This window comes from Rhodococcus gordoniae (genome assembly GCF_001646655.1).
Lineage (GTDB): Bacteria > Actinomycetota > Actinomycetes > Mycobacteriales > Mycobacteriaceae > Rhodococcus > Rhodococcus gordoniae.
Map to the genome: position 1 here is coordinate 35,745 of NZ_LPZN01000029.1, position 15,274 is coordinate 51,018.

The window sequence follows — 15,274 nt, forward strand, 5'->3', positions numbered from 1 at the left end:
GTGAGCGGATGGTACAGATACGACGAATCGGGGTGGTGTGCGGATCTTCCTCTGGATCCGCACACCACCCCGATCCGTCCCGAGAGTCACACAGTGCAGAGCGGTCTGATCTCCTGCAGTCCCTCGGTGGTGGGTGAGGTGAGCATCAGGCACGAGTTGTACCCACTCGCCTCGACGACACCCCGGATCTCGCGCCACGCGTCGGCGCTGACGACGGGCGAGCGCGACAGGACGAATCCGGAGATGCGTGTCGGGTCCCCGACCAATGCCCACGAGTAATCGTCCGCGAGATACGTGACGATGTAGTTGCTCGGCCCGTCGAGCGAATCCTGGAACGGGACACCGGGGAACGCCACGTGCAGCGAGGCAGTCTCGTTCACACGGGCGTTCCCGACGATACCGCGGCGGTCCCCGGTGATCGTGGTGCACGAGTTCTCCACGCGCACATTGCGTTCGTCGAGCAGTGTGTAGAACGCGATCGTGTCGCGCACGCAGTCGATATTGTAGGGGGCAGGATTGGCGGCGAGCTGATACCACTGCCCCACATACCGATTCACATCCAGCTGCGGAACCGGGGCGAGAGGCGCTGCGGCGGCGGGCGTGGCGAACAGGAACGCACCTGCGGCGGCGATGAACGCCGCCGCAAGCCCCCGACCGCCGTGTCGGGACCAACGCATGTCTTCTACCTTTCCGTCGACCGGGTAGTGGTGGTTACTGGGGCTGGAGGACGCCGTCGATCAGGTACACGGTGGCGTTCTCGGTCTCGATACCACCGCAGATGACGTTGGCGTCGTTGACCTTCAGCATGTCGCCTTCACCGGAGACCTCGACGGTACCGCCCTGCACGGTGGTCTGTGTGCCGACGACATCGGCCGGGGCCAGCTCACCCGGAACCACGTGGTAAGTGAGGATGTCAGTGAGCAGGGCCGAATCGGTCTGGAGGGTCTGGACGGTCTCGGGCGGCAGGGCCGCGAAAGCATCGTCGACCGGCGCGAATACGGTGAACTCGCCACCGTTGAGAGTCTCGACCAGGTTCACGTCGGGATTGAGCTGCCCGGAGACGGCCTGCGTGAGAGTGGTCAGGATCGGAACATTTCCGGCGGCTTCGGCGACCGGCTGGTTCGCGAGTTCTTCGACGGAGGAGGGCCCGCTCGGATTCGCGGCGACGTAGTCGGCACACCCCGGGCCGACCGGGCCGGCAGCGGGGGCCGCGGTTCCGGTTGCAGCCGTGGTGGTTTCATCCATGGTTTCCTGCGTGGTCTGCATGGTGGTGGTGTCGGTGGTTTCCGTGCCCGAATCATCCGAACACGCCGCGACACCCAGCAGGGAGATCGCACCGATTCCGACGGCGGCCAGACTCTTGCGCGCAGTGATGTTCATGACTGTGATTCCCTTCGTAGGCCGTGGCCGGAAACGGCCACGTCGATCAGGTGTGTCACCGGTCATTCGAACCTCGGGGCCGCGCGGATGGGTCGGGATCGAAAGAATTTTTTCCGGATCGGTATCCGCCGGGAACCCATCCGCATCGCCCTTCGCTCCGAATGCCGGTCATGGACAAGTTCTCGGATCCCCGACCGGCACACGTGCTCGTGCTGCCCGACGGGTGTCCGGTCGGCGCCACCCCGCCACGGCCGTGGCATCTGTCGCAGATTCGCATGCGTCTGTTCGCCGACGCACTGCGCCTGCGACTGGGTCGGTACGACATCGCGGTCGATCTCGTCGACTACCGCTGTCGCGGATGGAACGGCGATCACATGAGCCCGGTCCGCGACGGCCTGCGGGCGATCGAGTCGGTGACGCGGCGCCGTGGGGACGTCCGATTCGGACTGGTCGGGCACGCGATGGGTGCGCGGGCGATCGCGCATCTCGCGGCCCAGCACGGAGTGGAGGCCCTCGTCGCCCTGGCGCCGTGGTGGCCGGCCGACGACGCCGATCTGATTCCCGCCGGTCGGCACCTGCTGGTCGCGCACGGCACGGAGGACACCCGGACCGATCCCCGGATGGCGCAGAGCCAGGCGATGGCGGCCGGAGACCGCGGTGTGCGCGCACGATGGCGGCCTCTGCCCGGAGCCGGACATTTCCTCCTCACCGACCCTCGGTGGTGGGCCGACACCACGGCCGATTTCCTCGCGTGCACACTGTCGGGGAAACCGACCACGTGCCCCGGAGACGACCATGCATCCTGACCTTCCCCGCGCAGTCGCGATGATCGGAGACGATGTCGAGTTCCCGGGTGGCCGGGTCGTGGTCACGCCGGCGATCTACCGCACCTTCGTGCGCCACGCGCGGGGATCGTCCGAGCGCCCGTCGCTCGAATATCGCGGCTTCAGCTGGGTCATGGACGTCGACGAGACACCGTCGTCGCCGTGGTGGCTGCGCATGCTGACGCGGTTCGATCCGTGGGATCACTTCGTCGCGAGTGATTCCGACACCTTCCGCGGACGCGTCGAGGACCACCTCGTCGCCGACGGAGTGAGGGTGCCGGGAGGACGGATCACGGCGCTGCTGAACATCCGGCGTCTCGGCCGCGGATCGGATCCGCTGAATCTGTTCTGGTGCCACGATCCGAGCGGCTCGCTGGCCTGCGTCGTCGCGGAGATCCACACGCGCCGGAGCGGACGGCACTGCTACACGCTGCGCTCGGACGAGATCGACATCGTCACCCGCGCCGGCGACATGTTCGCCCTCTCGGTCGCCCTGCGGCGGCCCGGCGTGCCGATGTTCACCGCGACCGTCAGTGGCGAACGGATGCCCGCCGACCTCGCGACGGTCCTGCGCGCACGGATGTGGATGGGGTGACGCTCGTGGTCGACACGGTTGCCTTGAGCGGAGGAAAGGTCCCGGCTAGGCTTTCCCCCGATGAGCGGACTGAGCCGATGACCGGCGTCGGAGGCCATACCGATACCCTCGGCGCACTGCTCGAGCGGGTGGCCCGGCAAGACCCCACGGCGTTCGCCGAACTGTACGACGCGACGCGTTCCCGAGTCTTCGGCATGGTGCTGCGGGTCCTCCGGGATCCCGGCTACAGCGAGGAGACCACCCAGGAGGTCTACCTCCAGGTGTGGAGGTCGGCGGACAAGTACGACCCGCATCAGGGCTCCGCACTGTCGTGGATCATCACGCTCGCCCATCGGCGCGCCGTCGACCGGGTCCGCAGCGAACAGTCCGGAGCCGACCGCGAGGCGCACTACGGTTCGACGAACGTCGACGCGGCATTCGACTCGGTGAGCGAGGAGGTCGCGCAGCGCGACGACCGCCGCCGGGTGAACGAGTGCCTGGGTTCGCTCACCGAACTGCAGCGACGCTCGGTTGAGCTCGCCTACTACAGAGGCTTTACATATACCGAAGTGGCAGAAGAACTTTCGTCCCCGTTGCCGACCGTCAAGTCGCGCATCCGGGACGGCCTGAAACGACTGAAGAATTGTCTGGGGGTGACCGTCGATGGCGAATGAGGCGAACGATTCCTCGCGCGATCTGCTCGACATGGCACCCGGATTCGCATTGGATGCCGTGACGCCCGGCGAGCGCCGGGAGATCGCCGAGCAACTCGCGGAAGCCGATGCGGAGGTGGTCTCGCGATTCACCGCCGAGGTCCGCGAGATCCACGAGACTCTCGCGGCGATGTCGGCCGGCACCGCGACCGAGCCGCCGCCCGCGCTCAGGGTGCGACTGCTCGATCTGGTTCACGCCGAACTCGCCGCGAAGACTTCCGTCGAGGAATCCGGGGCACCGGAGGCGACCGAGGCACCGGAGACGGTGGAGGACGACGTCCTTCCCCCGCCGGTGTCCCTCGACGAGCGTCGCCGGGCGCGCCGCCGGAACTTCCTGCTCGCCGCAGCGGCCGCAGTGATCGTCGCGGTCGGCGGTGTCGTGGTGGCCGGTCAGTGGTCGGCACCGTCCGGACCGGCCACGAGCGAGCGGGTGTTCGCGGCCGAGGACGTACGGACCTCGTCGGGCTCGCTCGAGGGTGGCGGTACCGCGACCGTGGTGTTCTCCAAGGAGGAGGACGCGGGCGTCCTGGTGATGAACAACGTCGCCCCGCCGGCCGAGGGCAGTGTCTATCAGATGTGGCTGGTCGGCCCCGAGGGCATGGAACCCGCGGGCACGATGACGCCCGCCGATGTCGCGCCGTCCACGACGGCGGTGCTCGAGGACATCTCCGGCGCTACCGCACTGGCCTTCAGCGTCGAGCCGACAGGCGGGTCGACCCAGCCGACCGCGATCTTCGCCCAGCTCCCACTCGACTGACATGGCCGCGGCAGCGATCACGTCATCGGCGGGTGCCGATGACGACCGTCGCATCGAATTCCTCCGACCTTCGTGCGGCCGGGTCGAGACCGGCGCGGGCGATGAGGCCCTCCACCACGGGTGCCTGCGCCGCGGCCGACTCGACGAGCAGCGACCCGCCGCCGGTGAGCCATCGGATCGCGCCCGCGACGAGTCGGCGATGGACGTCCAGGCCGTCGGGCCCGCCGTCCAGCGCGCGACGCGGCTCGCTGCAGCGTGCCTCCCGCGGCATCGATCCGATCACCCCGGACGGCACGTAGGGCGCATTGGCGACGAGCACGTCGACGCGTCCGCGCAGCGTCGCGGGCAGGGCGTCGAACAGATCACCGTCGAACACCCGGTAGGACGGCAGGTTCAGGCGTGCGCAGGCCGTGGCGACGGGATCGATGTCCGCCGCGTAGATCTCGGCGGCTCCCACTGCGGTGGCGACCGCAGAGCCGACCGCGCCGCACCCGCAACACATGTCGACGATCACGGCGCCGGGCCGCGCGAGTTCGATCGCGCAGTCCACCAGGTACTCGGTGCGTCGACGAGGGACGAACACCCCGGGCCGCACCGCGATGCGCCGGCCGTGGAAGAAGACGTGTCCCAGCACCTGTTCGAGAGGCTCGCCGGAGACCCGCCGCGCGACCAGCCGCTCCAGATCCGAGGGCGTGCGAGCGGCTTCCACCAGGAGCTGCGCCTCCTCCTCGGCGAACACACAACCGGCTGCTCGCAATGCGGACACGACGTCGGCGTGGGTCCGGTGGGCGGAGACCATGCGGCACCTTACCGCGCGCTCATCGGGCGAATCTCTCCGTTTTCCGTGGCGGAGGGCGACTCACACCCCGTGAAGGGGTGGGATCTCCCGATCATGGGTATTCCCCGGGCCGGCACGAAGAGCACTGTGGGAACGAACGATCTCGGGCAGGAGCCTGCCCGGGGTCGCCGGGTCCGAGACCGCTCATACGAGGAGGAATCTTGAGCACTGCTACCGCGCCCCCACGCAGAACCGGCCGATGGCGGTGGCTGCTGCCCGCCCTGTTGCTCATCGCGTGGCTCGTGGCCGCCGGTGGCGGCGGTCCGTTCGCAGGCAAGCTCAACGAGGTCGCCTCCAACGATGCGAGCACCTTCCTCCCGGCCTCCGCCGAATCCACTCGCGCCGACGAGCTGTACGCGCAGTTCACCGAGAGCGAGTTCATCCCCGCGATCGTCGTCGCCGAACGCGAGGGTGGAATCACCGACGAGGATCTCGCCTTCCTCGCCACCGAATCGGCCGGCCCGCCGCCGATCCCGTCGGAGGACGGTGAAGCGGCGCAGATGATCGTTCCGCTCGACGCCTCCGGGGAGGTCCAGGACGCCGTCGAGGAACTCCGGACCTCGCTCGAGGGAGCACCGGACGGGCTGACCGTCTACGTCACCGGACCGGCCGGTCAGGCCGCCGACCTGTCGTCGGCCTTCGGTGGAATCGACGGACTGCTGCTGCTCGTCGCGGGCGGTGTCGTCCTCGTGATCCTCGTGGTGGTCTACCGCAGCCCGATCCTGCCGTTCGTCGTCATCATCTCGGCAGTATTCGCACTCGCCCTCGCGAGCCTGCTCGTCTACGTGCTCGCCGACGCCGGGGTGATCGCACTCAACGGGCAGAGCCAGGGCATCATGTTCATCCTGGTGTTCGGCGCCGCCACCGACTACGCACTGCTGCTGGTCTCCCGGTACCGCGAGGAGCTGCGGCTGCAGCAGGACAAGTACGCCGCGATGCGCAGCGCGCTCCGCGGCTCGATCGAACCGATCGCAGCCTCGGCCGGCACCGTCATCCTCGGTGTGCTGTGCCTGCTGCTGTCGGACCTGAACTCCAACCGTGGGCTCGGCCCCGTCGCCGCCATCGGGATCGCCACCTCGTTCCTCGCCTCGGTGACCTTCCTGCCCGCGGCCCTCGTGCTGCTCGGCCGCGTGGCCTTCTGGCCCACGCGTCCCGCCTACGACGCGAACGCCGACGTGGACGACATACAGAAGTCCCACAAGGTGTGGGGCCGCGTCGCCGCCTTCGTCGGTTCGAAGCCGCGCCCGATCTGGATCGTGTGCAGCCTCGTCCTCATCGCCTTCGCACTGCTGGCACCGCAGTTCAAGGCGAGCGGTGTCGCGTCGTCGGATCTGTTCCTGCTACAGACGGATTCGAAGTCCGGGCAGGAGGTGCTCGGTGATCACTTCGACGCCGGCACCGGCTCGCCCACCATCGTCGTCGCCCGGGAAGGCGCGCTCGACGATGTCGTCCGGACCACCGAAGGTGTGGACGGCGTGACGACCGCTCGACCTGTCCCCGGCCCGGGCGGTGCACCCCGCGTGGTCGACGGACTCGTCGCCGTGCAGGCGACCCTGTCGGATCCGGCCGACTCCCTCGCCGCAGAGGAGACCGTCGAGCGCATCCGCGAGGCGGTACGCGCGGTACCCGACGCGGAGGCCCTCGTCGGCGGGCCCACGGCCGTCGACCTCGACACGAAGGACACCGCAACCCGCGACCGCACCGTCATCATCCCGGTGGTGACTCTCGTGGTGCTGCTCGTGCTCATCGCACTGCTCCGTGCGGTCGTCGCGCCGGTCCTGCTGATGCTCACCGTGATCGTGTCGTTCGCGGCGACGCTCGGTGTGTCGTCGCTGCTGTTCAACCACGTGTTCGGATTCCCCGGCGCCGACCCGGTGGTGCCGCTGTTCGGATTCGTCTTCCTCGTGGCGCTGGGCATCGACTACAACATCTTCCTCATGACCCGCGTCCGTGAGGAGACGAAGAAGGTCGGTACCCGCGCGGGCACGCTGCGGGCACTGACCGTCACCGGTGGTGTCATCACGTCCGCCGGTGTGGTGCTCGCGGCGACGTTCTCGGCGCTGGCGGTGATCCCGCTGCTGTTCCTGGCCCAGCTCGCGTTCATCGTCGCCTTCGGTGTCCTGCTCGACGCACTGCTCGTGCGGTCGCTGGTGGTGCCGGCGCTGACCATCGACATCGGCAGGAAGATCTGGTGGCCGAGCGCGCTTGCCCGGACCGAGCCGTCCGAACCGGATCCGACCGAGGACGTGGCGATCGCAGGAGCACCGCGCTCGTGAGCGCGCAGGGTGCGCAGCGCTCGTGAGTGCGCAGGGTGCGCAGCGCTCATGACAGGTTCGTAGCTGCAGGAACGACGGTCGCGGGACCGGAGATGTGATCCGGCCCGCGGCCGTTCGTCCCACGGCTGCCGCGTCTGCCCGTTACCGTCTTGTTCCATGTCTGCGGATCCCACCGCCCCTGTCGAGCGCCCGCGTCCGGTGGAGGACACCCGGCCACCCTCCCGGCCTTCGCTGACCGACCGCATCGGCGGACGTCTGTCCGCCGTGCCGCACATCGTCGGCCTGGCCTTGGGCATCTACGCGTTCGTGGTGGCGCTGTGGTCGATCTCCCCGACCGTGCGGTACTGGATCCACACTCCTCGCGAGTACCTCGACGAGTACTACTTCGACGCTCCCGACACGAGCCTATCGTTCGCTCTCGTCATCGGCCTGCTCGCCGGTGCGATCGCCGGTCGCAAGCGCATCGCGTGGTGGATCCTGACGATCTATCTGGGCGGGTTCGCCATCACCAATCTCGTGATGAGCATCGTCGACCGCGACCCGAACCACCTCGTCGCATTGGTCGTCCACCTGGTGCTGGTCGCGATACTGCTGCTGTCCTATCCCGAGTTCTACACGCGGGTGCGGCGCGGAAACGTGTGGGCCGCACTCGGTGTGCTCGTGGGCGGTCTGGTCGTCGCGACGCTGATCGGCTGGGGCCTGGTGGAACTGTTCCCCGGCAGCCTGCCGGCTCCCGACCGGTTCCTGTGGGCGCTCAACCGTGTCACCGCACTGACGTTCATCGACAACGACCAGTTCGGCGGCCGGCCGAACGGGCTGGTCAACACACTGCTCGGCCTGCTCGGTGCGCTCGCCGTCCTCGCGGCCGCCGTGGTCCTGTTCCGGTCGCAGCGGGCGAGCAACGCGCTCACCGGCAGCGACGAATCCGCCATCCGCGGTCTGCTCGCCCACAGCGACGATTCGCTGGGCTACTTCGCAACCCGGCGAGACAAGGCCGTCGTGTTCGCACCCAGCGGGAAGGCCGCGGTGACCTACCGCGTCGAACTCGGGGTGTGCCTCGCGAGCGGTGATCCGATCGGCAACCCCGAGGCGTGGTCGCACGCCATCGACGAATGGCTCGATCTCGCCCGCGCCTACGGATGGACACCGGCGGTGATGGGAGCGAGCGAGGACGGTGCGACCGCCTACCACCGTGCGGGCCTGAACGCGCTGCAACTCGGCGACGAAGCCGTCCTGCACACCCGCGACTTCAGTCTCGGCGGACGCGACATGCGAGCGGTGCGGCAGGCCGTCAACCGTGCCCGCAAACACGGTGTGACCGCACGGATCATGCGCCACCGCGAACTGTCGCCCATCGAACTGTCGGCCACGATCCAGCGCGCCGACGCCTGGCGCGACACCGAGAACGAGCGCGGATTCTCGATGGCCCTCGGCCGGCTCGGTGATCCGCTCGACGGCGACTGCCTGCTCGTCGAAGCGGTCTCGGACGGCAAGGTCGTCGCGATGCTCTCGCTCGTGCCGTGGGGAGCGGACGGGGTGTCGCTCGACCTCATGCGCCGCGACCCGCAGGCCCCCAACGGGGTCGTCGAACTCATGGTGTCCGAACTCGCCTCACGGGGCACCGAGTTCGACATCGAGCGGATCTCGTTGAATTTCGCGGTCTTCCGATCGGTGTTCGAGGAGGGCGCGAGGATCGGCGCCGGGCCGATCCTGCGGTTGTGGCGGTCGATCCTGTTGTTCTTCTCCCGGTGGTGGCAGCTCGAGGCGCTGTACCGGTCCAACGTCAAGTACCACCCCGAGTGGGTGCCGCGCTTCCTGTGTTTCCGCGACAACCGGCTCATCCCGCGGGTCGCGCTCGCCTCGGCGATCGCCGAGGGCTTCCTCACCCTTCCCACCTTCGGCCGCCGGAACACCCGGCAACACACGGGAACACATTCGGCGTTCCCCGAGGACCAGGAGGTCGCGGCCGCACTGCACGACGACGGCAGCGCACCCGACGGCGGGCTCGGCGACGGTACGCCGGTCGTCGCGCACGGGCGGCGCCGTCCCGAGCAGGTCCAGGTGCGTATGGACACCCTGCAGCGGATCGTCGAGCACGGGGTCGATCCCTACCCGGTCGCACATCCTCCGACCCACACCGCGGCCGAGGCCCGGGTCACGAAGTCCGGCACCGCCGTGACCGTGGCGGGACGGCTCCTGCGCATCCGCAACTTCGGCGGTGTGCTGTTCGCTGTACTGCGCGACTGGTCGGGCGACATCCAGATCCTCGTCGACCGGCACCGTGTTGCCGGGCAACGCTTCCTGTTCGACCTCGGCGACCTCGTGGAGGTCTCCGGGGAGATGGGACGCAGCCGCACCGGGGAGATCTCGGTGCTCGCCGATTCGTGGCGCATCGACGGCAAGTGCCTGCACCCGCTGCCCGACAAGTACCACGGCCTCGTCGACCCCGAGGCCCGCGTACGGCAGCGCTATCTGCACCTCGCGATCGACCGCGGGGCACGCGATCATCTCGCGGCCCGCAGCGCCGTCGTGCGATCGTTGCGCGACGAACTGCAGACACGTGGTTATCTGGAGGTCGAGACCCCCATCCTGCAGTCGGTGCACGGCGGCGCGAACGCGGCACCGTTCGTCACGCACATCAACGCCTACGACGCCGACCTGTACCTGCGGATCGCCCCGGAGCTGTACCTGAAACGACTGTGCGTCGCCGGCATGGCGAAGGTCTTCGAGATCGGCCGGGTGTTCCGCAACGAAGGTGCGGATTTCAAGCACAACCCGGAGTTCACGATCCTCGAGGCATACGAGGCGCACAGCGACTACGAGAAGATGCGGGTCCTCGCGCGGGAACTGATCCAGGCGGCGGCACGCGCGGCGCACGGGCGCGAGATCATCCTGCGGCCCGGACCCGACGGCACGCCGGTCGAGATCGACATCTCCGGCGAATGGCCGGTCGAGACCTTCCACGATGCGATCTCCGAGGCACTCGGGACGTTCGTCGACGCGCAGACTCCCGTCGAGGTCCTGCGACGCCTGTGCGACGAGCACGAGATTCCCTACAACCCCGCCTGGGACGCCGGTGCCACCGCGCAGGAGATGTACGAGCACCTCGTGGAATCGAAGACGACCTTCCCCACCTTCTACACCGACTTCCCGATTTCGGTGTCGCCGCTGACCCGCCCCCATCCCCGCAAGCCGGGTGTCGCGGCGAAGTGGGATCTGGTGGCGTGGGGTGTCGAACTGGGGACCGCCTACAGCGAACTCACCGATCCGCTCGACCAGCGTGCCCGCCTCACCGAGCAGTCGCTGCTCGCCGCGGGCGGCGACGAGGAGGCGATGGAACTCGACGAGGAATTCCTCGGAGCACTCGAGTACGCGATGCCGCCCACCGGTGGCCTCGGTATGGGTGTCGACCGGATCGTGATGCTCGTACTCGGCGGCAGCATCCGCGAGTCGCTGGCGTTCCCCTTCACGAAGCCGAGACGCTCCTGACGGGTGGTTTCACGTGAAACCGGGACACCTGGCATCGTGAGGTCGTGCAGCTACTCCTGATCCGCCACGCCGAGCCGAACAACGCCCGCGCCGAGACCGGCGTCGCCGATCCGCCGCTCACCGAGGCCGGTCGCCTCCAGGCTTCGCGGTTGCCGGATGCGCTGTCGCCGTACGCCATCACGCGATTGTTCTCCAGCCCGCAGCTACGGGCCCTGCAGACCGCGGAACCCGTCGCCGACCACCGCGGCCTCGACGTGAAGACGACGGAGGACATCGCCGAGTACGACTACGGGCACGACCACTACTTCACCATCGACGCCGCGAAGGACGTCGCACCCGCCGCGTACAAGCGCATCCTCGCAGGTCACCTGCCCGACTTCGTCGATGCGGACGACTTCCGCACCCGCGTGCTGCGAGGGATCGACCACGTGGTGGACACGTGCGACCATTCCGAGACCGTGGCGCTGTTCGTCCACGGTGGGGTCGTGAACATCGTGCTGCAGCACCTGCTCGACCTGCCCCGGCCCCTGATGTTCCCCATCGAGTACGCGTCGGTGACGCGCATCCTCGTCTCACGCAGCGGAGCGCGCCGCGTCGCCTCGATCAACGAGACGGGCCACGTGCGCGACACCCTGCGGGTCTGATCGGGCAGGACCAGAACGCCGACGTGATCTTCGGCGTACAGGATTGATACGGTCACCGCCGGAGGTGGCACCGGATGGATGCGGACAGGATCGACGAGCTCGTGCAGGGCGGCATACGGACACAGGACGAGCTCGAAGCCGTCCTGGGCATTCCGCACCCGGCGATCGTCGACAAAGCACGACCCCACCTCACCCCGCTGATCAGGAATTTCCTGTCGCTGGCGCGGTTCTTCACGATCGCCACGGCCGACGCCGTCGGCAACTGCGACTGCTCTCCGCGCGGCGATCTCGAGTCGGCGGTACTCGTGCTCGACGACCACACCATCGCGTTGCCCGACCGGCCCGGCAACCGACGTGCCGATTCCTACCGGAACATCCTCGAGAACCCCCACGTCGGGCTGCTGTTCTTCGTCCCCGGCGACGAAGAGGTCCTGCGGATCAACGGCCGCGCCACCCTGTCGACGGACCCGGACCTGCTCGGGAAGCTGTCGCTGCAGAACAAGCCGGCGCAGCTGGCCGTGATCGTGCAGATCGACGAGGTCTTCCTGCACTGCGCCCGGGCACTGCTCCGCGCCAGGTTGTGGGATCCGTCGACCTATCCCGACCGCGCGGCGGTGCCCTCGATGCGCGACATGCACGCCGAACTCCACTCGATCGAGATTCCGGCCGACGCCGAGCAGGGCAAGCGCGAACACTATCGCGAGTTCCTGTACTGACTGCTCCCGTCATGCCCACACGCGCCGAGTGCGTCACGATGGTGTGGTGACCTCTCGGATCGCACAGATGCGCCGCTGGCGCGCCGGCGCTGCACTACGCAGCCGTCTGCGCGACCTGACCGGCACCCTCGTCGTCGTCACCGGCGGCGGTAGCGGGATCGGGCGGGCCTCCGCGCTGGCCTTCGCCGCCGAGGGTGCCATCGTCGTCGTCGCCGACAAGGATCTCGACAGCGCCCACGACACGGTGGCGCTGGTGAACGTCCCGGCTCCCGGCGCCGGAGGCTCGGAGGCCGTCTTCGGCGGTGGCGCTCACGCCTACGAACTCGACGTCTCCGACCAGCAGCAGGTCCGGGAGTTCGCACAGACCGTCCGCGAGCGGCACGGCGTGGCGGACGTGCTCGTCAACAACGCCGGTGTCGGTGTCATCGGCGCGTTCGCCGACACCCCGCAGAGCGTTTTCGAGCACGTGATGGACGTGAACTTCTGGGGCGTGGTCTACGGCTGCCGCGCCTTCGCGGAACAGATGACCGAACGCGGTACCGGGGGGCACATCGTGAACGTCTCGTCGGCGGCGGCGTTCATGCCGCAACGCAATCTCGCCGCCTACTCGACGAGCAAGGCCGCAGTGTTCATGTTGTCGGAGTGCCTGCGCGCCGAGTTGCTCGAACACGGCATCGGCGTGACCGTGGTGTGCCCCGACCTGGTCGACACCGACCTCGTCCGGACGGCCGAGTACGTCGCACCGAACCGGGACGTGCGGGCCGCGCGTCGCACCCGCACGCTCGCGATGTACCGGCGCCTGCATATCGCGCCGGAGAAGGTGGCCGAGGAGATCGTCGGGGCGGTCCGTCACAATCGGCCCGTGGTGACCGTCGCTCCGGGTGCGAAGGTCCGTAAGTGGCTGATGCGCTTCGCACCCCGAGTCATGCGCGTGGGCGCCCGATTCGACATCGACTGATTGTTCGATGTCGACCGGGCGGCCGATGGTCAGGCCTTCGAAGCGATCCAGTCGCGCAGCCACCGCGTGGCGGTGGTTCCGCGATCGTCGACCACGTAGTTGGAATAGTCCTGGTGGATCTGCGATTCGTAGAAGGTGCGGATCTTCGTCTCGCGCAACTCGTTCGCCTCGGGTGTGAGCTGCAGCTGCAGCATCGGGATACCGCCGGCGGTCATGATGTCGTCGTAGAGGGTGCTCGCCTCGTCGCGGTAATTCTCGAGCTGCTCGAACGGGCTTCCCGCCGACATGGCGAGGAAGCCGGCCATACGCGTGACGAAGTCCTCCGGCGGAGTCGAGCAGTAGAGGTCGCCCACCGCACAGATGGTGCGCACGTTGGGCGTGACGAATCCGAAACCTCCTGCGCGGGCGCCTCCCGCACCGGCGCCGGCGGCGGGCGGGCCGACGAACGGGTCGAGTTCGGAGCGACGCGGGTCGGACAGCAGGCCCACCGCGACGAGCCGGTGCGGACCGACCACTCCCAGGCCGGTGCCGATCTCGGCGGCGAGATCGCCTGCGGCGTCGGCACCCTGGCTGTACCCGACGAGGGCGAAGTTCGTGAGCGGGCACCGCTCGGCCGTCGCCGCGATGATTCCGCGGGCGTTGTCGACGGCGCGGTTGCGGGAGGCCGCGTACACGTCGCCTTCCCACGGGAAGGCCGTGGCCGGATACACGACGTAGTCGACGCGGGACCCGGCGGGCAGCCCGGACGTGACCTGGGCGAGCATGCCGTTTCCGCGAGCGGGATCGGGAGTATTCGAGGTCTCCCAGGTTCCCGGTACCGCGATCACGTTCAACGTCGGACAGCCCGGCGGATTCGCTTGCGCCGCAGGCATTGCCACGCACACTGCTGCGCACGCCGCCACTGCGGCCACCGTTGCCGCCCACGCTCTTCTCATAGCCATGTCCCCGCCCCGCTACTGTCCTGGTGCCGAACCCTCCCCGGCAGTATCGAGTAGAAGGATGACATACTCGTGAGCTACGTGTGATGTATCCGAGTCCGGAACGTTGTGATGACGATCCGAGCGGTGTCAGCCGCGGACGACGGTCACCTGTCCCCCGCCGATGTTCGTCACGAAGACGTTGCCCGTCCCGTAGTCGATCGCGGTTCCCGGCACGGGACGCTCGACCACGCTCCCACCGGCGGTCGGCACGGGTTCCGCAACGACGAGGTCGGGCCCGAAGAGGTTTGTCACATAGATGTTTCCGCTGAACGGATCGGTGATCACCGCACCCGGTGGAGGCGGCGGGGGCGCCGGAAGCTCCGGAGGCGCCACCGCACGGTCGACGACCGTGACGCCTCCCGTCCCGACGTTGGTGACGAACACGCCGTCGGTTCCCGCGTCGAGGATCATCTCGGGCACACCGGGGACCGGCGCCGGTGCGGCGGCCTCGGTGGGCCCGGGCGTGACCTCCGTCCGGTGCACCGTGACCGCGCCGGTACCGACGTTGGTGACCGCGACGTTGCCGAGACCGCCGTCGACCCGCATCTCGACGATCGCGGTGGAGACCTCCGTGCGGCCCGGGACACGTCCCTCGGGATGCGTGACGGTCACCGTGCCGGGGCCGACATTGGTGATGCACGCGTTGCCGGCGCCGCCCTGCAACCCGAGGAGCCGGGGGCCGTCGAAGCCGAACACCGGTGGGACGGGCTCGGCTCCGTCGACGGAGACGAGGCCGCCGCCGTTCCGGATGCATGCGCCCGCAGGGTCGGCGGCCGCAGCAGGAGCCGCCGTGACGGCGGCAACGGCGGCACCCACACCCATCACGACCGTCGCCAGTGCACGTCTCGTAGCCGTCATGCGCAGAACCATAACGGTTGAGGCGTCCGGCGACACGGAAATGTCACAAGCGCAGCGCGTCCTCCGGTCCATCGGCCCCTCGTCGACGCCCGGCCCGGTGCGAATCTCTCGCGACTCCTCGAACCGGAACCGACCCTCGCGCACCAGCGCAGACACCACACGGGGCGCGATCGGCCGGAAACATCTCCGGAAAATCGCGCCCCGCGTCAGCAGATACGAGCGCTCAGCGCTGTGACACCCGAGCGCTCAGCGCTGCGGAACAGTGCT

General features: G+C 68.6%; 14 protein-coding genes. 9 read left to right on the forward strand and 5 right to left on the reverse strand.

What is annotated here, in order from left to right; translation table 11 throughout:
• Positions 1 to 86 precede the first annotated feature (86 nt).
• Both A8G18_RS12970 and A8G18_RS12975 read right to left on the reverse strand, forming a co-directional pair.
• On the reverse strand, positions 87 to 677 hold the full coding sequence (locus A8G18_RS12970) for a lipocalin family protein (protein ID WP_016932298.1): 591 nt from the start codon (positions 675 to 677) through the stop codon (positions 87 to 89).
• A 34-nt stretch (positions 678 to 711) separates the two neighbouring features.
• Positions 712 to 1,380, reverse strand: a complete 669-nt coding sequence (locus A8G18_RS12975) for a fasciclin domain-containing protein (protein ID WP_016932297.1) — start codon at positions 1,378 to 1,380, stop codon at positions 712 to 714.
• A 170-nt stretch (positions 1,381 to 1,550) separates the two neighbouring features.
• Between A8G18_RS12975 and A8G18_RS12980 the strand changes: the two genes are divergently transcribed.
• From A8G18_RS12980 to A8G18_RS12995, 4 genes are all read left to right on the forward strand, one after another.
• Complete coding sequence (locus A8G18_RS12980; protein ID WP_016932296.1) at positions 1,551 to 2,186, forward strand: alpha/beta hydrolase family protein; 636 nt, start codon at positions 1,551 to 1,553, stop codon at positions 2,184 to 2,186.
• Positions 2,176 to 2,799, forward strand: a complete 624-nt coding sequence (locus tag A8G18_RS12985) for a DUF1365 family protein (protein WP_016932295.1) — start codon at positions 2,176 to 2,178, stop codon at positions 2,797 to 2,799. Before A8G18_RS12980 ends, A8G18_RS12985 begins: the two co-directional genes overlap by 11 nt.
• Before the next feature lie 77 nt (positions 2,800 to 2,876).
• A complete protein-coding gene (locus tag A8G18_RS12990; protein WP_016932294.1) occupies positions 2,877 to 3,452 on the forward strand; it encodes a sigma-70 family RNA polymerase sigma factor in 576 nt (191 codons plus the stop codon).
• A complete protein-coding gene (locus tag A8G18_RS12995) occupies positions 3,442 to 4,248 on the forward strand; it encodes an anti-sigma factor (RefSeq protein ID WP_016932293.1) in 807 nt (268 codons plus the stop codon). The genes A8G18_RS12990 and A8G18_RS12995 overlap by 11 nt, the downstream gene beginning before the upstream one ends.
• 22 nt (positions 4,249 to 4,270) lie before the next feature.
• On the opposite strand, the gene A8G18_RS13000 is transcribed toward A8G18_RS12995, so the two are convergent.
• On the reverse strand, positions 4,271 to 5,047 hold the full coding sequence (locus A8G18_RS13000; RefSeq protein ID WP_016932292.1) for a putative protein N(5)-glutamine methyltransferase: 777 nt from the start codon (positions 5,045 to 5,047) through the stop codon (positions 4,271 to 4,273).
• A gap of 200 nt (positions 5,048 to 5,247) precedes the next feature.
• Between A8G18_RS13000 and A8G18_RS13005 the strand changes: the two genes are divergently transcribed.
• The 5 genes from A8G18_RS13005 to A8G18_RS13025 all read left to right on the forward strand — a co-directional run bounded on the left by A8G18_RS13005 (position 5,248) and on the right by A8G18_RS13025 (position 13,169).
• Positions 5,248 to 7,362: an MMPL family transporter gene (locus tag A8G18_RS13005; protein WP_026002869.1), complete on the forward strand. Its 2,115-nt coding sequence runs from the start codon at positions 5,248 to 5,250 to the stop codon at positions 7,360 to 7,362.
• Between the two features lie 156 nt (positions 7,363 to 7,518).
• Entirely contained in the window at positions 7,519 to 10,851 is a 3,333-nt protein-coding gene (gene lysX, locus A8G18_RS13010; RefSeq protein WP_425337699.1) for a bifunctional lysylphosphatidylglycerol synthetase/lysine--tRNA ligase LysX, read from the forward strand.
• 44 nt (positions 10,852 to 10,895) lie between these two features.
• Positions 10,896 to 11,495, forward strand: a complete 600-nt coding sequence (locus A8G18_RS13015; RefSeq protein WP_064064205.1) for a histidine phosphatase family protein — start codon at positions 10,896 to 10,898, stop codon at positions 11,493 to 11,495.
• Positions 11,496 to 11,569: 74 nt separating this feature from the next.
• On the forward strand, positions 11,570 to 12,211 hold the full coding sequence (locus tag A8G18_RS13020) for a pyridoxamine 5'-phosphate oxidase family protein (RefSeq protein ID WP_064064206.1): 642 nt from the start codon (positions 11,570 to 11,572) through the stop codon (positions 12,209 to 12,211).
• A 46-nt stretch (positions 12,212 to 12,257) separates the two neighbouring features.
• Positions 12,258 to 13,169 carry an SDR family NAD(P)-dependent oxidoreductase gene (locus A8G18_RS13025; protein WP_084421777.1) on the forward strand — a complete coding sequence of 304 codons (912 nt, stop codon included), beginning with the start codon at positions 12,258 to 12,260 and terminating at the stop codon, positions 13,167 to 13,169.
• Between the two features lie 29 nt (positions 13,170 to 13,198).
• Here the strand turns inward: A8G18_RS13025 and A8G18_RS13030 are convergent, their stop codons facing one another.
• The gene (locus tag A8G18_RS13030) at positions 13,199 to 14,041 is read right to left on the reverse strand and encodes a cutinase family protein (protein ID WP_084421773.1); all 843 of its coding nucleotides are present in this window, start codon (positions 14,039 to 14,041) and stop codon (positions 13,199 to 13,201) included.
• 195 nt (positions 14,042 to 14,236) lie between these two features.
• Positions 14,237 to 15,007, reverse strand: coding sequence for a YncE family protein (locus tag A8G18_RS13035; RefSeq protein WP_245207872.1), 771 nt, complete (start codon positions 15,005 to 15,007; stop codon positions 14,237 to 14,239).
• Positions 15,008 to 15,274: the final 267 nt, after the last annotated feature.